This is a genomic window from Paraburkholderia panacisoli (assembly GCF_008369935.1).
GTDB lineage: Bacteria > Pseudomonadota > Gammaproteobacteria > Burkholderiales > Burkholderiaceae > Paraburkholderia > Paraburkholderia panacisoli.
Genome location: NZ_VTUZ01000034.1, coordinates 1 through 22,600 on the forward strand (window position 1 = coordinate 1; position 22,600 = coordinate 22,600).

At 60.3% G+C, this 22,600-nt stretch carries 19 protein-coding genes and 4 pseudogenes; 7 read left to right on the plus strand and 16 right to left on the minus strand.

The genetic code is table 11. The features are described 5' to 3' along the window. The 4 genes and pseudogenes from FVF58_RS35545 to FVF58_RS54920 all read right to left on the minus strand — a co-directional run. Nucleotides 1-490: pseudogene (locus tag FVF58_RS35545) on the minus strand (reverse transcriptase domain-containing protein); the annotation flags it as partial. Between the two features lie 508 nt (nt 491-998). Further along, a complete protein-coding gene (locus FVF58_RS35555; protein WP_149674406.1) occupies nt 999-3,212 on the minus strand; it encodes a beta-glucosidase in 2,214 nt (737 codons plus the stop codon). A gap of 512 nt (nt 3,213-3,724) precedes the next feature. Next, nucleotides 3,725-3,976 (minus strand): hypothetical protein, encoded by a 252-nt coding sequence (locus FVF58_RS54915; protein ID WP_425469000.1) that lies wholly within the window; start codon nt 3,974-3,976, stop codon nt 3,725-3,727. A gap of 263 nt (nt 3,977-4,239) precedes the next feature. Continuing rightward, nucleotides 4,240-4,490: pseudogene (locus tag FVF58_RS54920) on the minus strand (hypothetical protein); the annotation flags it as partial. Nucleotides 4,491-5,132: 642 nt separating this feature from the next. On the opposite strand from FVF58_RS54920, the gene FVF58_RS35565 reads away from it, so the two are divergent. Together FVF58_RS35565 and FVF58_RS35570 are read left to right on the plus strand one after the other, a co-directional pair. Continuing rightward, a complete protein-coding gene (locus FVF58_RS35565; protein ID WP_246217317.1) occupies nt 5,133-6,476 on the plus strand; it encodes a sensor histidine kinase in 1,344 nt (447 codons plus the stop codon). A 2-nt stretch (nt 6,477-6,478) separates the two neighbouring features. Next, nucleotides 6,479-7,480 carry a response regulator gene (locus FVF58_RS35570; RefSeq protein WP_149674407.1) on the plus strand — a complete coding sequence of 334 codons (1,002 nt, stop codon included), beginning with the start codon at nt 6,479-6,481 and terminating at the stop codon, nt 7,478-7,480. A gap of 55 nt (nt 7,481-7,535) precedes the next feature. Here the strand turns inward: FVF58_RS35570 and cqsA are convergent, their stop codons facing one another. Beyond that, on the minus strand, nt 7,536-8,825 hold the full coding sequence (gene cqsA, locus FVF58_RS35575) for an alpha-hydroxyketone-type quorum-sensing autoinducer synthase (RefSeq protein ID WP_149674408.1): 1,290 nt from the start codon (nt 8,823-8,825) through the stop codon (nt 7,536-7,538). 176 nt (nt 8,826-9,001) lie between these two features. Further along, nucleotides 9,002-9,448, minus strand: coding sequence for a Fur family transcriptional regulator (locus FVF58_RS35580; RefSeq protein ID WP_149674409.1), 447 nt, complete (start codon nt 9,446-9,448; stop codon nt 9,002-9,004). Nucleotides 9,449-9,779: 331 nt separating this feature from the next. Between FVF58_RS35580 and FVF58_RS35585 the strand changes: the two genes are divergently transcribed. Then, nucleotides 9,780-11,066 (plus strand): tyrosine-type recombinase/integrase, encoded by a 1,287-nt coding sequence (locus tag FVF58_RS35585; protein ID WP_149674410.1) that lies wholly within the window; start codon nt 9,780-9,782, stop codon nt 11,064-11,066. Between the two features lie 127 nt (nt 11,067-11,193). Here the strand turns inward: FVF58_RS35585 and FVF58_RS35590 are convergent, their stop codons facing one another. The 4 genes from FVF58_RS35590 to FVF58_RS35605 form a co-directional block, all read right to left on the minus strand. Continuing rightward, nucleotides 11,194-11,436, minus strand: a complete 243-nt coding sequence (locus FVF58_RS35590) for a hypothetical protein (RefSeq protein ID WP_149674411.1) — start codon at nt 11,434-11,436, stop codon at nt 11,194-11,196. A gap of 27 nt (nt 11,437-11,463) precedes the next feature. Continuing rightward, the gene (locus FVF58_RS35595) at nt 11,464-11,820 is read right to left on the minus strand and encodes a YciI family protein (protein WP_149674412.1); all 357 of its coding nucleotides are present in this window, start codon (nt 11,818-11,820) and stop codon (nt 11,464-11,466) included. 156 nt (nt 11,821-11,976) lie between these two features. Next, nucleotides 11,977-12,237, minus strand: coding sequence for a DUF4148 domain-containing protein (locus tag FVF58_RS35600; RefSeq protein ID WP_149674413.1), 261 nt, complete (start codon nt 12,235-12,237; stop codon nt 11,977-11,979). A 118-nt stretch (nt 12,238-12,355) separates the two neighbouring features. Continuing rightward, on the minus strand, nt 12,356-13,261 hold the full coding sequence (locus FVF58_RS35605; RefSeq protein WP_149674414.1) for an NmrA family NAD(P)-binding protein: 906 nt from the start codon (nt 13,259-13,261) through the stop codon (nt 12,356-12,358). A 111-nt stretch (nt 13,262-13,372) separates the two neighbouring features. On the opposite strand from FVF58_RS35605, the gene FVF58_RS35610 reads away from it, so the two are divergent. Next, entirely contained in the window at nt 13,373-13,936 is a 564-nt protein-coding gene (locus tag FVF58_RS35610; RefSeq protein ID WP_149674415.1) for a PadR family transcriptional regulator, read from the plus strand. Between the two features lie 502 nt (nt 13,937-14,438). Here the strand turns inward: FVF58_RS35610 and FVF58_RS35615 are convergent. Further along, complete coding sequence (locus FVF58_RS35615; RefSeq protein WP_246217326.1) at nt 14,439-15,059, minus strand: group II intron maturase-specific domain-containing protein; 621 nt, start codon at nt 15,057-15,059, stop codon at nt 14,439-14,441. A gap of 38 nt (nt 15,060-15,097) precedes the next feature. On the opposite strand from FVF58_RS35615, the pseudogene FVF58_RS35620 reads away from it, so the two are divergent. Then, nucleotides 15,098-15,451: pseudogene (locus FVF58_RS35620) on the plus strand (transposase); the annotation flags it as partial. Between the two features lie 491 nt (nt 15,452-15,942). Next, complete coding sequence (locus tag FVF58_RS35625) at nt 15,943-16,215, plus strand: hypothetical protein (RefSeq protein WP_149674416.1); 273 nt, start codon at nt 15,943-15,945, stop codon at nt 16,213-16,215. A 171-nt stretch (nt 16,216-16,386) separates the two neighbouring features. On the opposite strand, the pseudogene fliG reads toward FVF58_RS35625, so the two are convergent. From fliG to FVF58_RS35645, 4 genes and pseudogenes are all read right to left on the minus strand, one after another. Beyond that, nucleotides 16,387-16,746: pseudogene (fliG, locus tag FVF58_RS53255) on the minus strand (flagellar motor switch protein FliG); the annotation flags it as partial. A gap of 906 nt (nt 16,747-17,652) precedes the next feature. Continuing rightward, a complete protein-coding gene (locus FVF58_RS35635; protein WP_246217318.1) occupies nt 17,653-17,862 on the minus strand; it encodes a hypothetical protein in 210 nt (69 codons plus the stop codon). Between the two features lie 212 nt (nt 17,863-18,074). Then, nucleotides 18,075-18,296: a hypothetical protein gene (locus tag FVF58_RS35640; protein ID WP_149674418.1), complete on the minus strand. Its 222-nt coding sequence runs from the start codon at nt 18,294-18,296 to the stop codon at nt 18,075-18,077. 298 nt (nt 18,297-18,594) lie between these two features. Further along, on the minus strand, nt 18,595-18,864 hold the full coding sequence (locus FVF58_RS35645; protein ID WP_149674419.1) for a hypothetical protein: 270 nt from the start codon (nt 18,862-18,864) through the stop codon (nt 18,595-18,597). Here FVF58_RS35645 and FVF58_RS51730 point away from each other — a divergent pair. Next, on the plus strand, nt 18,863-19,042 hold the full coding sequence (locus FVF58_RS51730; protein WP_188131022.1) for a hypothetical protein: 180 nt from the start codon (nt 18,863-18,865) through the stop codon (nt 19,040-19,042). The genes FVF58_RS35645 and FVF58_RS51730 overlap by 2 nt on opposite strands. A gap of 352 nt (nt 19,043-19,394) precedes the next feature. On the opposite strand, the gene FVF58_RS35655 is transcribed toward FVF58_RS51730, so the two are convergent. After that, entirely contained in the window at nt 19,395-21,707 is a 2,313-nt protein-coding gene (locus tag FVF58_RS35655) for a S8 family serine peptidase (RefSeq protein WP_223191188.1), read from the minus strand. Between the last annotated feature and the right edge of the window lie 893 nt (nt 21,708-22,600).

Consider the following 22,600-nt stretch of genomic DNA (forward strand, 5'->3'; position numbering starts at 1 on the left):
CCGCGTCGTGCGCACGCCGTCCGGGCCGGAAACCGTAGCTGTGCTCGCTGAAGGTCGGGTCCAGAACGGGCTGCAACACCTGCAGTAGTGCCTGCTGGATCAGCCGGTCCGTTACCGTCGGGATGCCCAGCTCGCGCTCGCCTCCATCCGGTTTCGGAATCGTCACCCGCCTTACCGGACTGGGCCGGTACGTCCCCTTGAGTAGTTGTTCGCGGATCGCAGGCCACGCCGTCACCAGATGGCGCGACGTCTGGTCAATGTCCAGACCGTCCACGCCAGCGGCTCCCTTGTTAGCCCGTACCCGTCTGAACGCCTGCTTCAGGTTCTCTCTCGTCAGCGCCGCTTCCAGCAGCGCCGACCCTGTGTCCCCGGATTCATGCCGCGGGCAGCAGGCTTCGTCACTAGTAGGTGCACGCGCGGCTTCACCGCGCGCTACTCCCGCTCGCCCCGTTTGCACGGGCATCTGACGCATGGCCTGTCGCATCGACATGACGCTGGACACTCCTTCCCGTTTGGCCCTTCGTCACCAGCCTCTGCCTCACCGGCTTATCCTGTGACTACTTCGGCCTCTGCTGACTTCTCGCTCCGGCTCGACGCCGTTGCCCTTTCAGGCATGAGGCGAGATCTCCCCAGGTAAGAACGCACTCCGTCACTGCACAACCGCCGGATCTACATCGCCTGACCCTTGATCACGAGAGCTTCGCGGTTTCGTGCCCGCTCGCCCTGGTCGGCAACGCCTTCTATCCGGTTCTTGTCCATCGGCTCGCAGTTTCGCTCCACGCTTCCTCCCCACACTCGGTCACCCTCGTGCAGTTGCGCTTCGCTTCGCTCGCTGTGATCAACTCGCGGCGGGACTTGCACCCACAAGAGTGCGCCCATGCTGGGCGCACACGAAAAAAGGCGGAGTGAAATGCACTCCGCCTCTTACTTCGGTTACCGAATCAAATTCCGGATCGCGCTAGCGAGACGGTTTGCATTCCTGCTGGCACGCCCGGCGTTCAACTCCCTTGCAAGCGAATATCACGCGACGACGCGCCGACATAAACCGTCCCGCCCGGCACATACCGCCAGCCGTTGCGCGACGTGTCCCACACGCTCTGCATACGCGGCGTGACGGTGATGCGCACGTGGCGCGCTTCGCCAGGATTCATGCCGATCTTCTCCCAGCCGACCAGACGCCGCGGCGGTTCGCCGCTATAAGGCACGCCGAGATACACCTGCGGCACTTCCGCACCCGCGACGCGCCCGTCGTTACGCACGGTGAACGACACGTCGATCGAACCATCAGGGCGATGCGCAACCGAGAGGCCCGAGTACGAGAAGTGCGTGTACGACAGCCCGTAGCCGAACTCGAACATCGGCGTGATGTTCTTCGCGTCGTACCAGCGGTAGCCCATGTCCAGCTTCTCCGCGTAGACCGGATTGGGATCGAACGCGCCGTTCTGCCCCCACGTCGGCGTATCCTGATCGCGTACCGGGAAGGTGACGGGCAGCTTGCCGGACGGATTGACCTTGCCGAACAGCACGTTGGCGATCGCCTGGCCGCCGCCTTCGCCCGGATACCACGCTTCGACGATCGCGGCCACGCGGTCCTTCCACGGCATCAGCACCGGGTTGCCGCTTTCCACCACGACGATCGTGCGCGGATTGGCGCTCGCCACCGCCTCGACGAGCGCGTCCTGGTTCGACGGATTCGCGAGGCTCAGACTTTGCAGATCGCCGAAGTCCTCACCAGCGGGCTGCGCGACAACGACGATGGCGACATCGGAATGGCTCGCGAGCGCCGCCGCCTGGTCGATCTCCGTTTGCGTGTACATGCGGAACGGCGTCTGCTGATCGCTATTGCCGGCAAAACTCACCTGCGCCGACGGGGCGAGCGAGCGGATCGCCGCGACAATAGGCGTATTGAGCTTCAGCCACGGATTGGTCCACCAGCTGCAACCCGTCGATGTGCCGAACGTCAGCCCGCCGCAACCCGCAAACGCGCCGGTGACCGGATCGCGCGTATTGCCCGAGCCGCCGCCCGTCAGCACGGCCGCATCGGCGTGACCGCCGATCACTGCGATGCGGGTCAGCGACGCGGCGGAAAGCGGCAGCTGATTGTTGTCGTTCTTGAGCAGCACCATCGACTGCTCGGCGGTCGCCTGGACGAATGCGTTCGCGCGGCCAAAGTCGATGGTCGCGCCGCCCTTCGCCGGGTCGTCCATCACGCCGGTGCGGATCATCACGTACAGCTTGCGGCGCACCATGTCATCGAGGCGCGCGGTCGACACCGAGCCGTTCGCGATCGCCTGGCGAACCAGGTCCGGCGTCAGATAGACGGTCGAGCCGACATCCTCTTCCTCGTCGAGTCCGGCGTTGATCGCTTTTGCGGTGCTATGCGTCGCGCCCCAGTCCGACTGGACCTGCCCTTCGAAGTGCCAGTCGTTCTTCAGCACGTCGTTCAGCAGATGCGAGTTCTCGCATGCATAGTCGCCGTTGAGCCGGTTGTAGCTGCACATCACGCTGCCGGGTTGGGCGCGCCTTGCGGCGATTTCGAATGGCAGCAGATACAGCTCGCGCAGCGTGCGTTCGTCGATCTGGCTGTTGCCCCCGCCCCGGTTGTGCTCCTGCTCGTTGCCCGCATAGTGCTTGATGGTAGCGATGACCTTCTGACTCTGCGTGCCGTCGGTACGCTCGGCGAGCATCTCGCCGGCGAGCAACGGGTCTTCGCCGAGATACTCGAACAGCCGGCCGCCGCGCGGCTCGCGTGCGAGGTTGGTGCCGCCGCCGAGTCCCATGCCGAAGCCTTGCGCACGCAGTTCCACCGCGACCTGTTTGCCGAACTCGGACGACAGCCGGCGATCCCAGCTTGCCGCGAGCGCGATCGTCGCGGGGAAGGTCGTGCTTGCCTGCGACGTGCTGCCGGAGCCCGTCGCGGAGTCGACCATGTTCAGATCAGGAATGCCCAGACGCGGCACGCCTTGAATGTAGCCCGCGCCGCCGCCCGGCACGGCGGACATCGCGTACTGCGAGTGAATGAACTGCAGCTTTTCGTCGAGCGTCATTTTACCGACGAGGGAGTCGGCGCGCCGGTGCGCGACCGCCGATTCGAACGCACTGAGCACGGCCGAAGTCGGCGCGAAATCGAGTGGAAAATTGGGCACTTCCGCGCGGGCAGCGACGCACACGGTCGCCGCTAACGCGACGGCCGGCCATAGTTTCATCTGCATATCTGTGTCTCCGAAATTCTGCTTGGATGGGGCGATGTGACAGCGGAACGCGTCGAATGGGTTGACAGCGGACGCGAGGGCCGGCGATGCAGGGTGACTGCGAAGACGGGTGCCTGCCAGCAGGAGAATCGGGCCAGCCTGATTGGCTGTTAGCGATCCTCCGTGTGAGGTAATGTAAGAATGTAGTCTGACTACAGCATCGGTATTTTTACTAATAGCCTATGCTTTTATGCTGAATGGCGTCTGTTAATTAAAGCGAATGGCGGTTCAAAGCCTTTGACGCCATGCCGTCAATGCATTTAGTATTTTAATCACTGGAATCATCGCCAGATTTCATGACTTACGAATGCATTACCGCTGTTGCTTTTTATTACGAATATCACATTGATTTTTTGAATAATTCAGCGTAATTGCAATGCACTCGTTGAATGGATAATTTATTGATTCGGGATGCCCGTATTCGGGCTTCTTCATGCGCTGGCTTTCGTTGTCGGCGCGGCCCGGCCCGTGTGTTACAACCGGTAGCCCACGCCAGCGAGGATCACGTCCGTGTCGCGGCTATAACGCGTCATCACGCGATTCCACGTCAGACGCGCCGACCAGTGCTGCGTGACCCGATACGACGCCGACATCGACACGAGTCCCGACAGAATGCCGTCGCCCGAGCCGTTGTTGTCGTCCGCATTGCCGTGATGGATCGCCGCATAGGCGCCCGCGCCGATGCCCAGCGTCAGACGCTCGTCAGGAAAGCCCGCGTCAGCCAAAGCTGCGCAGTCGCGCCGTCGCGCCGTGCGGACAGGCCACTGCCTTCGTGCAGATAGCCGAGCGTCGCGTCGAGATAGTTCGTCAGCCCGCGCCGGTATTCGATCGCCTGCGCCGCCGCGCTCTGCGAATCGAGGCTGTTCAGGATCGTCGCACCGACCATCAACGTGATCTCGTTGTTCGTGACCTTGCTCGCGCGCGGCAGTGCGAAGTCGCGCGGACCGGGCGCGTCCGGTGCGTCGAGCTGATAGCCGACGCCTAGCGCGATGACGAAGCGCCGCTCGAACAGCGGCAGCCGCCCCACAACTGAACCGTCGGGCCATCGCGGTGATGATCGGGGATATGTCCTTCGTTGAGCCACGTGATGCTGCCCGCGAGGTAACGGCCGAATCCTTCGGTATAGTCGAGCGCCCATGCATAGGAATGGCTATGCTCCCCCCTCAACGGACCGGCGTACAGCGCAAGCTCCTGGGCGAACGTTCGGGCCGGTGCCGCGCACAATGCCGCGGCGGCCATGAGAGCGTGCAGGTAGTCTTCATCGTCACGTTGCAGGCCCGTGGTAACGGAAAACGCACTGCCTCACGACCCGCGACTCTGGTCGTAGCTCACTTGTATTCTGGCATGAGTTTTCGCCAATCCCCCTTCAAAAACAAAGCGGATCTGTCGTCATTCTGTTTGCGACGCAGGGTGTCTGCCAGCCTACGCTCAACGCGAACTTCCCTGCGCATGGCACTTCTTCGGCGGCATGTTTTAACCGGATTTATTCAGGCATGGCGAATCTGAATAGCTCATTTAGAATGGGGTTTTTCCCGGCGTATTGAATGTCCGGCAATAGGCGATTACATGCGGCTTACCAGATTTCCGACGCCCGTTATTCGATCCAATTTGCATAATTGACGGCCGTTTCGTTGGCCTTTATTACACCTGTACATGCATGTCCCATTGCAGCCCTATCCGGAATTTGCTCATTTACCGTGACATTAACGGCACCGTCGGTCAGAATTTGCGTGCATGCCGCGTTAAGGGCCATCACGTAATGGCCGAATCGCGCAATGCCGCCGCATGCGTTGCTGTCTCAAGCGCAGCGTGCGAACGGGGAGCGATCGTCGGGACAAGAGCCGCTCTGGACATTCCAGGTAGATTGCTGACTCCGGACAAATGAGTACAACCAGATTACCGCCCTGGGGCATTCGCAGACTGGGGTCGATCCGTCCGCTGCTAGCTCAGGCATTCGTCCCTGCCGCACGCAACCTGCAATACATGCATCGCAGGATGCGCCCCTTCGCCATCGTTGCGATCGTCGGCTTCCCGCTTTATTTCTTCATCTGGCACCAGCTCTTTCCGCAGCCTTACGAGAACTTGCCGCTGCGGCTCGTCGGCTCCGCGCTGTTCATCCCCATTCTGTTTTCCGAGCGCTGGCCGGCACGGGCCAAAAAGTTTTTGCCCTACTACTGGTATGCGACGATCTTCTATTCGTTGCCGTTCTTCTTCACATTCATGCTGCTGAAGAACAACGGCTCCAACGTATGGATCGAAAGCGCGTTGATCGCGGCCTTCGTGATGGTGCTGCTGCTGGACTGGTTCATGCTGCTGCTCAATTTCGTGATCGGCATCGGTGTGGCGTTCCTCGCATACTGGCTGACCACGGACCCCGTCGTCCTCCATGCGGCCTATTCCGCTCACCTGGCGATTTTCTCGTTCGCGGTCGCAATCGGCGTCGTGGCGAACTACGACATGGACCGCATCCGGATCGAACAGGAGCGCGCGATGCTCGCCACCGCCGGCAGCATCGCGCACGAACTGCGCACGCCGCTTCTTGCGATTCGTTCCGGCGCGTCGGGTCTTGGCCGCTATCTGCCGTCGCTGCTCGAAACGTACTCCATCGCGCAACAGGGCGAATTGCCGGTGCCGAAGATCCGCCTCGTGCATCTTCAGTCGATGGATGGCGTGCTCTCGCGTATCGAACAGGAGGCCATTCATTCGAACGCGATCATCGACATGCTGCTCGCGAACGCGCGCTTCACTGGCGGTTACTCGCATGGTGCCGCTACGTGCTCGATTGCGCAGTCGGTCAAAAGCGCGCTCGAACGCTACCCGTTTCGCGACGGCGAGCGCGAACGGGTGCTCACCGATCTCGCCACGGACTTCACCTTCCACGGTTCGGAAATGCTGATGGTCCACGTGCTGTTCAATCTGCTGAAAAACGCGTTGCGCGGGATTGCGAGCGTCGATAGCGCGCTGATCTCGATCCGACTCGTGAGCGGCCCGCGCACCAGCCAGCTGTTGTTCCGCGATACCGGCCCCGGCATCGCGCCCGATGTTCTGCCGCACATCTTCACCCGCTTCTATACGTCGTCGGCGGGTATCGACGACGCCTCGATCGGTACCGGCATCGGCCTCGCTTTCTGTCGCGACGTGATGCGCGCGGTGGGCGGCGCCATCGACTGCAGGTCTGTCGAAGGGATGTTTACCGAGTTTGCATTGACCTTTCCCCGGCCCTGACGATGCACACGATCAAACCATTCTATTTTCCGACCACGGTCACCTTCGTCGACGACAGCGCGACGTTCCTGTCGAATCTGTGCCTTCAGCTCGAACCGCAGCTCGCGTTCCGCCTGTTCAGTTCGCCGGGCGAAGCGCTCGAGTTCGTGAACAGCCGCCCGCGGCCGGGCCCCTCGGACGAGCCGCTGTTCGCACCGTTTCGTGACCGCACCGACGAGGATGTCGCGCATCAGGTGATCGCGCTGAGCGTGAACACCGTCCGCAAGCAGGTTCACAACGCGCAGCGGTTTCTGGCGACGTCGGTGGTGGTAGTCGACTACGACATGCCCGGCATGAACGGGCTGGAGTTCTGCCGGCGCATGACCGATCCGGCGGTGCGCAAGATCATGCTGACCGGCAAGGCGGACGAACACATCGCGGTGCAGAGTTTCAACGAGGGCATCATTCACCGCTTCATCCGCAAGCAGGATGCGTCGGCGGTCGCGACGCTCAATCGCGCGGTGCGCGACCTGCAGAATGCCTATTTCGACAATGTGTGCCAGTCGATCCTCGACACCCTCGCGGACTCGGAGTACGCGTTTCTGCGCGATGAGGCTCTGGCGGAACGGGTGGCCGAGCTGTCCAGTTCGCTGGGTATCGTCGAGCACTATCTGTCGTACTGCCCGAGCGGGCTGCTCATGCTCGACAGCGCGGGCAGCGCGTATCTGCTGATCGTCCATACGAACGAAACGTTGCGGGGTCTGCGCGAAATCGCCGTCGAACAAGGCGCGCCGGCAGGCTTTCTGAACGCGCTGGATAGCCGCCGGAGTCTGCCGTACTTCTGGCAAACCGACGGCCACTACCCCCCGGAGTGCGTCGCGTGGGAAAGCTACATGCATCCGGCGACGCAGTTCAGCGGCCACCAGGACTACGTGTACGCAATCGTGCCGAACCCGCCGGGGCTGGATCTGAGCCAGGTGCTCAGCTACGACAGGTACCTCGAACGGCTCGACGGCACCAAGTAAGGCGCAAGAAAAAGACATGGAGTCCGCGCAAGCGGACTCCATGTCAACCTGCCTATCAGGCGGTCACAGCAGTCCTCTCTTCATGGCTCTCGCGTTTGCGTCTGCGCGACGACAATTCGTCACCGAGACGCCGTGTGGACGCCCACTTGTCGAGTTCGACCTCATTGCGTATGTCGCGGCACACGCTCGCGATCTTTTCGACCTGGGCATCGGTCAGCGCCGCATGGATCGACAGGCGGATCAGCGCACGGTTGCGCGCCGTCGCGGGCGCACAGAATACCGAGCCGAAAATGCCGCGCGACTCCAGCGCGTCGCGCAACACGATCGTGCGCTGCTCGGTGCCCGCTTCGAGCGCGATGATCTGACTCTGGCTGCCGTTCAGGTTGTATCCCAGTTCCGTCAGCCGCTGCCTCAACCACGCGGCACTCGAAGCGAGTCTCGCGCGGCGTTCGTCAGCGCGTTCGATCACCGACAGGGTTGCGTCGAGTCCGCTGATTTCATGCGGCAAGAGCGTCGAGCTGAAGATCGCGGGATTCGACTCGAACTTGAAGTACTCCTGGAACTCCAGCGGGCAGGTGATGAAGCCTGCGCGCCCGGCGAACGCCTTCGCGAGACTGGCCGTGCGAAACGCGACGCGCGACTCCAGGCCGAGTTCGACCACGAGCCCAGCGCCGCGCGGACCGTGCGTGCCGAGCGAATGCGATTCGTCGACGACGAACACGCAGCGGTACCGCTCGCAGATATCGGCGATGTCCGCGAGCCGGCAAACGCCGCCGGTCGTGCTGTACACGGAGTCGACCAGCACCACGCCCTGCCCATACCGCCCGATCTGCTGCTCCAGATGCGCGACGTCGTTATGCCGGAACGCGACCGGCACCGCGCCCGCACTTCGAATGCCTTCCCACAACGACATGTGCGCCATCATGTCGACATAGACCGGCGTCTGCGCCGACGCGATCGACTGGATCAGCCCTGTGTTCGCGGCATAGCCGGACTGGCACAGGACGCCTGCCTCCGCGTGCATGAACGTGGCCAGCCGGTTTTCGAACTGCAACTGCGGGCAGTCGCCGTGCAGGAAGATGCCCGACATCAACAGGCCGTTGCCGCTTTCCAGCAACGTGTCAGCCATGCTGCCGATGATGTCCGGGTGCCGGGCGATCGCGAGATAGTCATTGCTCGACAGATGCAGCGCATCGGCCCCCGCCGTGCGGCCGCGCATGATATGCCCTCCGCCCCATGTCTCCTGCACGCGCTCACGGTAATAGCGTTCGACACGCGTCGCGACGAAAGCCGGCAACGCCGTCCGGTGATGCCCCTGTGCAGTCAGATCATGTACGTTTTTCATTTTTGGCTCCATATGGTTAGCTGCCGTAGCGGACAGCGGGTCCATAGTGAGCCCGTCATTTATGGCTTGTGTGGAATCTCAGGCAAGTTATGCGTTATGGGTCATTCGGTCGTTCCAATGCGACGTTGGGAAACCTGCGCGAGTGCACGTGTCGGGAATTCCAGCCGCGCGATGCGCTATTTCCTGGTCACCGTCCTCACTCGCACCGCAGTCTTTCTGCACTCGGCACACAGACCGAACACCACCAGTTGTCGTCCGGACACCTCGAACTCGAAGCTGTCCGCGACCGCCTGCTGACGCTTCTCGATCTCCGCGTCGAAAAACTCGCGGATCGCGCCGCACGCCGTGCACACCAGATGATCGTGCTGCTTGCCGTCGTTCAGTTCGTAGACCATGCGTCCGTCGCCGAAAGCTACGCCGTGCAGCAATTTCGCGTCCACCAGCAGACCAAGCGCCCGGTAGAGGGTGCCCAGACTCAAATTGCGCACGTCCTCGTTCAGACGTTTGTAGAGATGTTCGGCGGTGAAGTGCTCATGCGCGTGCTGCTGAAAGAATTCCAGCAGGAGGACGCGTGGAAACGTAGGCCGCAGACCGGCGTGCTCCAGAATTCGGTGAGTGTTCATGGACGTTATGGCAACGCAAAACAGACGGTCGGACGTACCAGGGCCGCCTGTCAATGCGAAGAAGTGTCGGGAAAGGTGTCGCCCCGCGTGGCGGGGCGATCTGCGAGTGGCAAAACTATGGGAGCGGCGTGCTTAAGAGAACCTTAAGCCAAAGGTCGAATCACAACGAATCAGTTCGAACAAGGGTTCCGAGCAAACCCTTGATTTTCCTAGGGATAAATGGTTCACGTGGGATCACGACGGATCAGTACATTAAGCCGCCAGATGGTAGCTAGACTGGTAGCTGGAGGGCTCACATAATCCGCGTGCCGACACTCCGGAATCAATCGAAATGGCACGCAAGCATCACGCTCTGGACGAACTCCAACTGCGCCGCTGGATCGCCGCCGGTGAACCTGTTGCCAAAGCCGATGGTGACGGACTTACCTTTACACTCTCGGACACGCGTGCAGCGACGTGGATATTGCGGTATAGCCGCGGCCGTCGCCGGCGTGAAATCACCCTTGGCAGCTATCCCGAACTGACGCTCTCCGAGGCGCGAAAGAAAACCCGCTTCTATCGCGCGCGCATCGACGCGGGCGAGGACCCCGCCACCGATCGCAAGGTCGAAAAGGCGCGTGTGCGTGCGGCAATGACGGTCAGCAAACTGTGCGACGATTTCGAGAAGAAGCGCTATTCCGACCTTTCCGTAGCAACCGTGGATCTGTACCGCTGGCTCATAGCAACCCTTCTGAAGCCGGCCATTGGCTCACTGGACGTTCCGGTCGTACGTGCTTCCGATGTCGTCTATATGGTCGAGAACTGCGGCCGGCCGTGGTCGGTGTGCCAGCAACTGCTGGGGATCACGCGCCAGATCTTCGCGCATGCAATCGGCAAGCGCCTTATTGACGCTAATCCTGTCATCGGCATCGACCTAACGGCGGTCAAAGGAAAGCAGCCGGCCAAACGTGTCCGCGTCATGCTAATGAAGAATGAACTGTCCGATGTATTGACTGGCCTCGATGACAAGCTCGGTCGACAGGATGCGTTGATGTTCCGCATCCTGTTGGCAACCTGTGTGCGCCAATCCGAACTCATAAGAACAAAAAAGGCGTGGATCGATCTGGTACGCGGCAGCTGGTATGTCGAGGCCGAAGCGATCAAGACGAGAGATGCCTTCCTCGTGCCGCTAGCTCCGCTCGTCGTCGAATGGATGCGGGAACTGATCGGCATGGCGGGCGATTCCGAATGGCTCTGTCCGGCCCGCAGTACTCGCAGCAAGACAGGTCACGTGGGACGTAGCGTTTTACAAACGGCCCTACGCGACGCGTTCAATCGCAACGACTTTGACGTGCGCCGCTTTACGCCGCACGACACGCGCAGCACGGCCAAAGGCCACCTACGCAATCTGGGATTCTCGCGCGACATCAGCGAGATCGCGCTTAATCACAAGCTGCCAGGCATCGAGGGTATTTACGACGTCCGCGAGGAAATCCCGGAGCGTCGCGCCGCAATGGAGGCATGGGCTCGCTTCATAGAGGATTGCTGCGAGAGCAAAGAACCTGATGCAGGCCATAGCGTAAGTGGCTCACGACGCTTGCAATTACCCACACCCATTAGCCTCCCTATTCGGCGCTAGCAGAATCATTGATCACGGCCAGCGTCAATTGTGAACACCAACAGTGCGCACCGAATTTCTGTGTCTGAATATACGATCTGACCGCCCGGCGCCGGCACCGGTGCTCGGCAATCCGCAACTCGCGGCTTCACGCGATCTTTTCGTGTTCGCGGCCGCCGACAGCCAAACGCTCGACCGCTGCATGCCGCTTCCCGAATGGCTCTGCCGGCGCGTCGTCGTGATCGGCGAGCGCGCCGAACAGGCCAATCGGTTCCAGCTCGTCACCGATCACCTTCCTGCAGGTGCCGCGTAGCCGGCACGCTTTCATGGTTTCCGGATCAGCAAGGCATCCTTTCGGGGAGGAGAAGAAATTTTTCAGCCTGATTTTCAAGAGTAGAGGGCATGATCTTATGGACACCTACGCATGGATGATCGTCAGGACCGGGATAACTTCCGTGTATCCGGCCGATGAGTTGGGGTTAAGTTCGGCCCAATGCAAAGCCTCTGCCTGCGTCTCGACATTGATCACCACAAAGCCGCCAAACAGTGCGTGCGCGTCCGGGGATGGGCCATCCTGGCCCTGGCGCTGGCCGTCCCGCACCCGCACCGTGCTGGCGTTACGCGGATCGAGTTGCCTGCCTGCCCGCATGACGCCGGCGGCCGCCAAGGCGCCCATGTACTGTTTCCACGCGAGCGAGACTTGCTGCCCTTTGAGCAGATCGGCGTAGGTTTCGTAGACGTTTGGTGGCTGTTGAAAAGCGAGAACGAATTCCATCGTTGTTTCCTTTTGAGAAGGATCAGGCGGGCGTGAACGCGGCCGCGTGGCGGCGAGCGAATTCGGCGGCGGAAATCGGCGCGCGGCCGACTAACTGGCCGGCTCTCATACGAGATACAGGCCTGTTTCAGGACGCCGGGCGGACCGGCTGAATTCCTACTTGCCCGATTGCGCCGTGCTGCTGGTATCGGCGCCGTAAGCAGTGTTGTTGCTGTTCTGTTGCGCGACGATGGCTTCAGCGCGCTGAATGTTTGCCGGGTAGTTCAGCCAGTCGTTCGGGTTGTAGCCAGCTTTTTCAAGCTGGGCGAGTTCTTCGCGGACTTGCGCGCGCGTCACGGGCTGGCTCGACTGCGCAAAGGAAGCGAGCGGAGCGGCGATGAGGGCGGCGATGGCAAAGGCCTTGATGATCGACTTCATGATGACCACCTGCAGAGATTATTTTGATATGAGTGGATCGGCGTAGATTTCATAGGCGTTCGGTGGCTGTTGAAAAGCGAGAACGAATTCCATCATTGTTTCCTTTTAATAGGGAGGATCAGGCGGGGGTGAACGCGGCCGCGTGGCGGCGAGCGAATTCGGCAGCGGAAATCGGCGCACGGCCGACCAACTGCTCGAAGCTGTTGGTCATGCGGTCGTAGCGGTTCTCGCGATGCAACTGGGCCATGACGACCAGGTGTGCGGTCAGATGCGCCGGCTGCTGGAGCTCCTGAAGCCTGGCTTCCCAGATCTGCGGCGGCACGTTGACGTATTGGATGGTGCGGCCCAGAGCGCCGCTAAACTCCTGTGCGAGCTCGGCCATCGTCAGAGACTGGGGACCAGTCAGTTCGTAGACCTTGCCAATATGGGGCTCTGGGTTGGTCAGCACAGCAGCGGCGGCAACCCCCACGTCGGCGGCGGCGATCGGCGACGTCTTGCCGTCGGCGAACGGCAGGCGGATGGCGTTGTCGTCGCGGATGCCCTTGGCCGCCGGCAGGAACAAGCCTTCGAAGAAGGCGGTTGGACGCAGGTAGACCACCGGCAGGCCGGACCAACGCAGCATCTGCTCTGCGAGCCAGTGCTGCTTCTGTTGCGGGCTGCCGGTGGTCTCTGTCTCGCTCATCTGCGACAGCGTCATCTGCGACAGATTGACGAAGGCCTTCACACCCAAGCTTTTGGCTGTGACCGCGACGGTGGCGGCTGCTTCCAGGTATTCGGGCGAAACCGACATCGTGAAATACACTACTGCGCAGCCTTGCATGGCTGCGCGCACTGCGACGATATCGAGCATGTCGGCGACTACGACTTCGGCGCCCAGGTCACGCAGCCTGTCGGCGCGGGCATCCAGTTTGCGCACCATCGCGCGTACGCGATGGCCTTGTTCCAGCAGCTTGGCGATGGCCGTGCGCGCGGTCGAACCGACGCTGCCGGCGGCGCCGGTGACGAGAATAGTTTCTTGGGACATGGCCTTCCTGATAACATTGAGTATGTAGGAAAATACATAGTGACACGTCGTTTAGACTATGTCAAAAAAAACATAGTCATTCCGTGTGCGCGTTGACGCAATCCAGGAGCAATGCGAGTGAGTGATCTGAAGGAAGCCGCGGCAGGCAAGGAAAAGCCGCTGAAATACGTTCTTCTTGCCGGTATCTACAACGAGCCGCGTTCCGGCTATGAACTGACCAAATGGCTGCAGATGGTGGGCCAGCATTGCTGGTCGGTTGAGCACAGCTCGGTTTACCCCGCTTTGCGCGAACTGGAAAAGGATGAACTCATCCAGTCGGAGCGCCTGCCGGGAACGCGCGGGCCGGACCGCTCGATCTACAGCATGACCGCTGCTGGGCTCGACAAGCTGAGGGCGTGGGTGGCTAACGGTTCGCCGCGCCCCGCCATCAAGGACGAACAGATACTGCGGGTGTTGTGCTTCGATTTGCTGCCGCGCGAGACAGCGTTGCAGCAAATCCGGGAGGTGCGTGCGGACCACCAGGTCCAACTTGAATTCTTTCTCGCAAGACAGGCCATGCTGACCGAGCGTCAGCTTGGACCGCTGCTGGTGGCGCGCCGCGGGGTGCTGGCGGAACAGGCCTATATCGCGTGGTGTGACGAGGTAGCGGACATGATTGCTCGCAGGCCAGCCTGATGCACGGCCAAATTCGGGCCGGGCGCGCGGCTTGAATTTATCCAATAGAGGTACCGAGCGGATTAGGCACCACAATCACCAACGCCGAGATGACTGCTGCGTAACCGGTCTGCAACTTCAAAGCGCCTCCGGCGTACCTATCTTCGGTTAGCTACCTTCGGTCATCTTGCGCAGTAAGACGCTCGACAGTCAACCAAAGGACTGATTGGTAGAGTCGAGATGTGGCGCGGTAGCGGTAGGTTCGATTTGTCTGTTGCCGCCCCGCTCGTCTGGCGGTGTCCGAGGAACCTCACCCTAACCCCGTTTCCACATCCCGCTCATCGGTAGGGTCGAGAACTGGCGCGCGCACCGGTAGGCGCCGGTGGTGATTCCACCGCTGTCGCGATGGCCCGCAATCCGGCAACCGTAGTCACGTTTCCAGCTCCCGCCACGTCGAACGCAGCGGGCCGATTTCCGGCACTACGCTCTCCTGTTTGCTTCATGCCAAGATTTATGCGACCTATCATGCTGGGCGCGCTTTCGGTGCGGCAGCACGACGAACACGATAGCCGTTGAACAGCTTCAGTTCCTCATACAGCCAGCGCCTACCCCACCGCTTCCAGCCGAAGCCCCGTCGATTCCGGGAGCGCCCCATATGGCGCCTGATCTTCTTCTCTACCCAGTCTTTGATGAAGCTGAAGCACTCGCTGGAATGTCCAACAGCGAAGTAATTCACCCAACCGCGTAACACCGGATTGATCAGCTCTACCACCCGATCTACCGGCTGCGACTGGTATCGCCGGAACACCTCTTTGAGCTTGCGCAATAACGCCGTGCGCTTTTTCAGCTTTGGCGTATAGTGCGCCCGCCGCACCTGCCTCTGTACGCTGCGGAGTCGACGGAAGTCGAATCCCAGGAAGCCGAAGCTCTCTGCGCGGTCCAGATTAACGGTGCGGCTCTTCTCTTCATTGACCTCGACCTGCAGTTTGGCAAACTCTTCCCGAAGTCGCCGGGTCACCGCCCCCAGCAACCAACCATGGCGCGGATGGGCATCGATCAGCACGACCAGATCGTCAGCGAATCGGACATACTCGACGTAGGTGTACTTCCCGTTGCGCGTGGCTTCTTTCGCCCGCTCCAGCATCCGGTCTACCTCGGTGAGATAGATGTTACTGAGCAGCCGGTCTGCAAATGCGCCGGTACTGGAGCAGTGCCTGTTCTCAATGCGCAATAAAGTCACAGTGCACGCCGAGCGTCCAACGACGAACAAGTCGGTGGGAACATGAGTCGGTGCTGGAAGCAGTCCAGCTTCGGCTCGACAGGGCATCGGACGCAATGACGATACGCAGACGGACCGTCGAACATGTCTTCGGAACGTTCAAGCATTGGATGGGCTACACGCATTTCCTGACACGGAGGCTGTCCAACCTGGGCACCGAAATGAGTCTTAACGTACTGGCCTACAATCTCACTCGAGTGCTGCGAATCCTGGGGTTCAAGAAAACAATGAAGGCGATGCGGCTGGTGGGTGCGTGAGCACCCCGTAGGTCCTAAAATAAAGCCTGTAAACCAGTCTGGAACGCGTCAGAGACGTTGACCTTCTCGTCGTCGCCGTGAAAACCGCAAAGGCAGTCAAACGCGCCGCTGGGGTCAAGGTCACGCGTCGCATTGCGATTCCATCGGGTTTCCACACGGCCTTGGTCGGCAAGCGCCGGTCACGAAAATCACAAACTGGACCCGTAACCTGATCGGCGGGAACTTCTCAAAACAGATTTGTGATCTGCTGGCGATCGGCAGGGAAGGCGCGCCGGTGAGCTTTCAGCGGGTATCCGCCAGAACTTCCTGGCGCAGATAAGGCGCGCCGTTCGCGGTGAACGGCCGTTTGCACAATATCGACATGCGGAAGGGGCCGTTTGTTGTTTTTGCAACAGGCGACGCCAAAAAATTATTTAACACACGCCTTCGCCGGATTTTGATAGCCTTAGTTGCGGCAGAGGAAGAGCATCCAACGACGGGAGGACTTGGCCATGCTGAGGTGGATCGCAAACTGGGCTGTGCACAATGCACTCACTCCGGAGAAGCAAGCCGAAAGAGCGTTGCGAGAACTGCGTCTGGAGCTTTTCCAGGCGGAGCAACGAATCCTCGATGCGCAGTTGCATGCGGATTACTACCGTGCACGTCTGGCTTTTTGCGAGGAGGTCATAAAAAACGGTATCGAGCAGGTTGCCGACCAGCGCAAAGGTCAACAAGAATCCTCACAGGTTTTGCGGCCGGGACTCAAGCTCACGGCGGCTCAATAGAGAGCCGGTCTGAGACATCTTGTTCCGTACACCGTTTGCTGGACGCGCAATCGGTCCCGCGTGGGAGGCTACGTTACCGCGATGTGCAGCACGCCTTCGCCGTGGCGACCGCGCAGAATACGCCACCGATACCCGTATTGTCACCGCGACGGCACGAACCGGGTAGAAGGCCACACGGGACGCAGACGTCGGCGCATCAAGCCACTTCAGGCCTTCGATGCCGCTGGCGTCGTCACCTGGCAGAATGCGGTCTTTGATGCCACCAGCCCTGTCTTCACCGAGCGCCCTGGTCAGCACCGAGCGGATGTAATCCTTCGAGTCAAGCAATAGCGTCGTGTGCGTTTCTGCTTCCTTGCTGAAGTCTTGCAATACAGTGTCAACGGCACCACGCGTGAGGTTTTCCAGCGCGGACATCGAGGTGCTGATCTTCTGCACCTCACGTGTGCCGAGGAACCGGAAGGCTTGCGCCGGATCGTTTTCGCCGAGTGACATCAGCAGCAACGCAGCCTTGTTGATTCCTTCCGCGTTCAATGAACGCTCCACGGTTTAATGGTTGCGACGACCTTCTGATCGTTGTTTGCCGGTATCGGTGCGCAGTTCCGTCCTTGTTCGGGCGTTTGGAGCGCTGCTCCATCCGTCCGTGATCTGTGTCTCGAAGAGGCTGGAACGCTGCGGACCTTGGGGTGGCCCGAGCGTGGCGACGATACCGGTCCGAGGCGTTGCGCGAGCTAAGCCGGTTCGAGCCCGGCCCAGTGCGCCGACATGATTAGCGGCTGACTCATGCGTCGGCGCCTCGCCGGCGGGGGGCGGTCAGGTTGACGCACTCGTATGCGTCGCGCCCGAGCCTGTCCACTTCACGCCATACCGCGAAGGGAATCTCCTGTCGGGCCGCGTGACGATCAACCAGACCCTGGCATACCTTTGTCATCTGTCGAAGCACCACAATCGGATGCGTTTCAGTTCTCGCTCCGTGGTGGTCGAGTGCCGTCTTCGCTTCTTGAGCCCGTTGAGCCATTGTCCGCCATTGGGCGTCGCGGATTTCCTGAGCGTTAGCGCCGCGCTGCGCGAGAGCGCTCGAGACTATGTAGAGGGCTTTGAGGGCCGTGATGACCTCTGGTGGCGGCACGACGCAACCGTCGCTGCAGTCTGATTGCGCGTGCGTCATCAGGATGCCCGGGACAGGTCCGCCAGAGGCGCGATCGCGGAGCCCGTTCTCGACGAAGTCATGCGACCCGCCGAGGAATGGGCGGAGAGGTAGCGGTTAGCAGAGCGGTGTAAATTTGACATCGGGGGCGGTGCTTGCGGGATGCCGGTCGAGTTGGCGCACATGCGGACGCGGCTACTGTCGTGAGTCAGGAATTCGTCGAATCGTTCAGGTCGGTTCCTGCCATTCGTACAGGTATGCCTGTCGGACAATAACGCAATCATCCGGTTGCTTCAGTGCTTGTGACCGAAGCATGCCTGGGCAGCTTCGGTGGGCGACAGGCCGGCGTTGAAATACCCCCGAACACGCATTATGGTCACAGGGTCGGGATGATAGTGGGGGCGGATAAATCCCGCTTCAACGGCTTCGCCGTACCAAGCACGCGTCCACTGGTCCAGGCCCTGTTCGTACATTAGCGATACGTATTTCGACTCGTTAAACATGGTGATTTCCGAAAGCTCAATAGACGCGTTCGCCGTACATGATCGCGCCGACACCGTAGGCAATTAGGCAACGCGACGACGCCTGGTGGCGCACAACGTTGTCCGCGAATTTTTGACGTGTGACGCCAGCAGCAATGGATGCAACCGCGGCAGGCGTGTTCAGGGAATCAGCGCGCTTGTCGTGACCGTACTCAAAGACTCTGCGGCGCCTGTCACTGCTGTAGTGAGACACTACATTCCGCGACGGGCGTGCCGAGCAGGTTGAGCAGCGCGCGTAGTCGTTGCCGGTCCTGCGCTGACAGCCCGGGGCGTGCCAGCAGGCACTCGATCTGCGATATCCAGTAGTCGCGACGGATAAGTCGTGGGCGACAAACCAGAGCATTCAGTGCCTTCTCCAGTTGTCCAATCTCGGTCTTCACCATGTTCACGTTCATCTCCTTCCGTCTGAAATCCGGAATGTCGCACCGGCCGTCGCGGACCGCAGCAGACACCTCATTCGCAAGAGATCAGTGGCTGTTTCCATCACCCTGCTTGACGTCGACGGCGCTCAGGCATGCGCGGGGACGCGACACACGCTACATGTGACACAACATCCGTCACAGGTAATTTAGCCATATCACCATCAGGAGGTAGGCGAGGGCGAAGAGCCAACTCAGAGTGCGATTAGGCCATGTCGACATCGGCTTTCTCCATCGATACCGGGTGGTGAGTACGCGCGCTCATTTCGCGCTTTCACACCGGCTCAGCAGCAGTTCGCCGCGTCCAGCCGCTTTGTCCGTCTGCGCCGGTGACGCGCAAGGCACGGGAGCCGTCGGTGAACGTCAGGCATTCAACGCGAAGACGCCGGTCTGCGTCAGTACCATGTGAGTGGACATCGCCGCCTTCATGCCTGAAATGCAGCTTGCCTTCCTGCAAGAGGTCCAGCGATGACTGATCTCCTGGGTATGCGCGTTCACGGTCCCACCGGTTCAGTAGCGTCGCGGCAATTTCGGCGTCGAGCATGTTGAACTTTCCCCAGCGGGCAGATAAGGATGTCAGCCCGAAGCATCTTGAAGTGTGTGTCTGGGCCGCCTTCAAACGCGCGATCGCGCCCGGGTATCGACGCTCTGTTCGTTCGATGCGCCTGGTGCAACAGCCATACGTCGAATCCCTTGATGGCGGTCAAACAGACGAGGTTTGAGAGCAATGGCAGCCACAGTTTTTGGGCAAACGTTTGCATTTTCATGTCCGACCCGCCGTCACGGCATCGTTCAGGTATGCATGTATTACGACGTCCCTTCCCGAAATTTTGATTGGGACGAACCCTGATAGACCCGCCGTCGATCGATTGACGACGGGGATCCAGTCCGGCGGGAAACGGAATCTGCAGTTTCTGGGCGAGCGCTTGCGCAGCCGTTCCAGCGACACGTAGCGGCGTATTGTCGAAATCGCGAGGCCCCATGCCATCTGACAGTAGCTGCCGCGCCAACTCCTTCCTGTACTGCAGTTCGTCCTACGTCACATTCTCCCGTGTAGCGGTTGCCATCAGGATGTCACGTCGTCACGGCGCCGAGAATTACCAGGGCGAAGGTCTGTGGCCCCTCAGGAACGTTCGAACCCACCACCTGTACCTTGTATTTGCCCACCTGCGCTTTCGGCACGATCACCATTTCCACGTTATTGGTGCTATCGAATGTCGCGGGTGCTCGTGAATTACCGACGTACGCCGATCCACCCGGCTCCCTGACGATCAGATTGAGATTATTGACGAGCTTCGGTCCGGGGTAATCCGAGTAGACGAGGACGATCTTGAGAATGGAGCCGGCTTTCCTGACGTTCACGGTGCGTTCGTCAAGGTCACCCGTATTGAGTCCGCGCCCTTCGATAAACACAACCTTCGTAGGTGCCGGCGGTTTCAGAATTGCATCGAGATTCAAACGGCCAAATCCTTCGTTGCAGTCCGGCACAGCGAGCCGCGGCCGGGTCGTCACCGCGCCGGCGATCAATGCGGCCTTGAGTAACGCCGCTGTCGGAGAAACAATTCGAACTGTCTTGCGCAAATATTCGCGTACCACACCGACCGCACCCGCCGTGAGCGGCGTCGCCATGCTCGTGCCGCTGTCGAACATGTAGAGCTTGCTGTTGCGATAGCGTCCGTAGCCGAAATTGTTCTCGGCAAGCATCCGAGAACGCGTCGACAGAATGTAAGTGCCCGGCGCGACGATGTCGGGCTTTATGCGCCCATCGCCTGTCGGTCCGCGACTGCTGAAGGCTGCGATGTCATTGGCATTGTTGGCGATCCGGTCGGATTTGAGCGGCTCCGCCGGATAATCCCTCGGCCAGCTTCCACCGTAAGTCATCGTCATGGTGGGGCGCAGGTTCTCGCTTGCGCCCACGGTAAAGCAGTTCTTAGCGGTGCCCGGCGGCGTGACGCTGCCTTGATCCACCAGGCCGTCGGCATTGGCATCCGTCCCATCGTTGCCGGCCGCAAACAGAATGCAGAAATCCTGCTTCGTCCAGATGAACCTGTCGACCTGTTCACACTGTTCGTCGTAGGCGCCGGCATCGCCACCGCCCCACGAATTGGAATGGATCCGCGCGCCTTTTTTGTACGCGTACGAGAACAACGTTTCGAGGTCGTCCGGCAGACCCGCCAGCACAAAGCGGCCGTAGCGGTTAGCGTCCTCAGGGTCATTCCATGCAACCTCCTGTTCGATCGCCTGGAGCACTAGCTTCGCCCGATACGACATGCCACGTATCGGGCCTGCAAGACCTTCAAGACCCGCGCTCGCAGTTCCGTCACCGAGCACCGATCCGCATACATGCGTGCCGTGACCACTTGAAAGATCTGCCGATCCGTCGTCGTGTCCGACATTACTGGCCACCTGGCTGAAAGCCGCTCCAACCGGATAGCTTTTTATCGCAGCCACCCTCCCCGCGAAATCAGGATGAATGGTCTTTGGGTCTCCGTTGTCGAGCCCGGTGTCGCACACGCCGATGATCTCTCCGGCACCGCTCAGGCCTAACCCAGGCGAGTTGCCGAACATTGCAGCCGTTGCCACGATTGCAACGGCCCGGTCGTTGGAGGTCCGTCGAATGGGACGGTTTGCAACGCGCCGTACTCCATGAATGCGCGCAAGCGCCTCCAGCGAGCGGTGCACCTCGTCGGGTTTCTTCTCGGACAGATGCACAATTATGGCCTGCGCCCCTTCCACGTATTCGACGATGTCGAAGCCAAGCCGTTTGACGGCACCACGCGCCTTTTCGGCGAGATCGCTTCGAAAGAATTGCACCGTATAGGTTCCAGGCAGCACACGCGTGCGAGGCGGCGCCGACTCTTTCGCAAGCTCCAGATCCCGCATTTGCTGACGGATGTGCTTCGAGAGTCGCGTGGCGTACGGAAGATGGTGGAGTGCTTTTAATACTGGCAGTTTGGCGACGGCCTTTACCGCGCGTGGCGACAGGCGCGCGATCACTGCGAAGCCCCCGTATGGAGCGACGACTTCGCCTCCTGCCTTGCGTACCATACTCAGCCAGCTCTGTTTTACCGGGCCGATAAACTGCAACACATAATGGTGCGGCCCAGGCTTCAGAACGGTATCCTGGAGCTGAGCAGCACCTTTGGTATCTGCGGCAATGCCCGTTGACCGACGTCGCGGCCCCCCCCCATCTGCCCCCGCCTCATTCAGATCGAGCTGGTATTGTTCGGTGATGTCCTCGGTCAGACCCTTTCGGGCCAGTTCACGCGCGGCGATATCGGTTGCTTCCACCAGCACGAAAGCCGGGTAACTCTCTACTACTCTCGCGCCTGGGATTTGAGCAACCTTTTCTGCATCTCCGTCGTACACCTTCAGCATGCGAGTCATGCTTGTCTCCGGTCGCCGACACACACGACTCACCTGTCGGCTCTAACGATTAGCCGTGATCGGACGCTACAAATATAGGCGAACCGATCCAGCATGGGCCCCGGCCGCATCGGGTTGCCGGACACTACTGGACGTCGTCTCCGGGGGCAACAATACGTCGAGTCCGACGCTGGTGCCTCACGAGCGATGCGCTATCTGAACGGATCGGTACGGGTGGGCGTGAACACCCGATTGGACCCGGCGGAATTGGTATGGAGAAGGTGCCGGGGTCGATGCAAAGTATAGGAAGGCGTAATCTTTCGCCAAGGTGCATTAATGTATTTTTATGTGCCTTTTCGCACAGACACAAAGGCGTCCCTAACTGCGCGGCCCTCTCGCGCCGCCTGAGTGACTCGCGAACCTCTCATTTTGTTCACACGCGGATCGACATCGAAAGACGGATGTTAAGTTGCTTAGTAAGAAACATCCGCCAGTGCGCGCTTATCAGCATCGATCAATGTTTGAGAATGACGCTCTCCTGTATGAGAGCCGGAGAGCGCGTCGAAAGATCTTTGGCAGGGTCGATACGACCTACGATCGTCGAGCGGCTGCTTACAAACTTCTTCGAAAGCATAGCTTTTAGCGCGCTGCTCTGACTCAGTGCCGCATCTACAGACCCAGACATAACTTTCGGGTACCCCGACGTGATGACACGCCGGCAAACCCACCTGGCCGGCTATTTTTGCCCCAATCCGATCAGCCGCGCGTGATACTTGGGGTGCCCAAGAAACGGACTTTTACGTACTACAAGGACAAGGGCTCCCCGAAATCGACACAATGAAACCGGCTCCCCCCTGTGGGCACCGTCGGCCGGATAACTCGGACATTGCGCGTCTCCGGTTGGAATGCAAGGC

What these genes read in the sequence shown, in the direction of transcription:
- FVF58_RS35555 (WP_149674406.1), bottom strand. Translation starts at nt 3,212, where the DNA reads ATGCAGATGAAACTATGGCCGGCCGTCGCGTTAGCGGCGACCGTGTGC.
- FVF58_RS35565 (WP_246217317.1), top strand. Translation starts at nt 5,133, where the DNA reads ATGAGTACAACCAGATTACCGCCCTGGGGCATTCGCAGACTGGGGTCG.
- FVF58_RS35570 (WP_149674407.1), top strand. Translation starts at nt 6,479, where the DNA reads ATGCACACGATCAAACCATTCTATTTTCCGACCACGGTCACCTTCGTC.
- cqsA (WP_149674408.1), bottom strand. Translation starts at nt 8,825, where the DNA reads ATGAAAAACGTACATGATCTGACTGCACAGGGGCATCACCGGACGGCG.
- FVF58_RS35580 (WP_149674409.1), bottom strand. Translation starts at nt 9,448, where the DNA reads ATGAACACTCACCGAATTCTGGAGCACGCCGGTCTGCGGCCTACGTTT.
- FVF58_RS35585 (WP_149674410.1), top strand. Translation starts at nt 9,780, where the DNA reads ATGGCACGCAAGCATCACGCTCTGGACGAACTCCAACTGCGCCGCTGG.
- FVF58_RS35595 (WP_149674412.1), bottom strand. Translation starts at nt 11,820, where the DNA reads ATGGAATTCGTTCTCGCTTTTCAACAGCCACCAAACGTCTACGAAACC.
- FVF58_RS35600 (WP_149674413.1), bottom strand. Translation starts at nt 12,237, where the DNA reads ATGAAGTCGATCATCAAGGCCTTTGCCATCGCCGCCCTCATCGCCGCT.
- FVF58_RS35605 (WP_149674414.1), bottom strand. Translation starts at nt 13,261, where the DNA reads ATGTCCCAAGAAACTATTCTCGTCACCGGCGCCGCCGGCAGCGTCGGT.
- FVF58_RS35610 (WP_149674415.1), top strand. Translation starts at nt 13,373, where the DNA reads ATGCGAGTGAGTGATCTGAAGGAAGCCGCGGCAGGCAAGGAAAAGCCG.
- FVF58_RS35615 (WP_246217326.1), bottom strand. Translation starts at nt 15,059, where the DNA reads ATGCTGGAGCGGGCGAAAGAAGCCACGCGCAACGGGAAGTACACCTAC.
- FVF58_RS35625 (WP_149674416.1), top strand. Translation starts at nt 15,943, where the DNA reads ATGCTGAGGTGGATCGCAAACTGGGCTGTGCACAATGCACTCACTCCG.
- FVF58_RS35635 (WP_246217318.1), bottom strand. Translation starts at nt 17,862, where the DNA reads ATGTTTAACGAGTCGAAATACGTATCGCTAATGTACGAACAGGGCCTG.
- FVF58_RS35640 (WP_149674418.1), bottom strand. Translation starts at nt 18,296, where the DNA reads ATGAACGTGAACATGGTGAAGACCGAGATTGGACAACTGGAGAAGGCA.
- FVF58_RS51730 (WP_188131022.1), top strand. Translation starts at nt 18,863, where the DNA reads ATGTTGAACTTTCCCCAGCGGGCAGATAAGGATGTCAGCCCGAAGCAT.
- FVF58_RS35645 (WP_149674419.1), bottom strand. Translation starts at nt 18,864, where the DNA reads ATGCTCGACGCCGAAATTGCCGCGACGCTACTGAACCGGTGGGACCGT.
- FVF58_RS35655 (WP_223191188.1), bottom strand. Translation starts at nt 21,707, where the DNA reads ATGACTCGCATGCTGAAGGTGTACGACGGAGATGCAGAAAAGGTTGCT.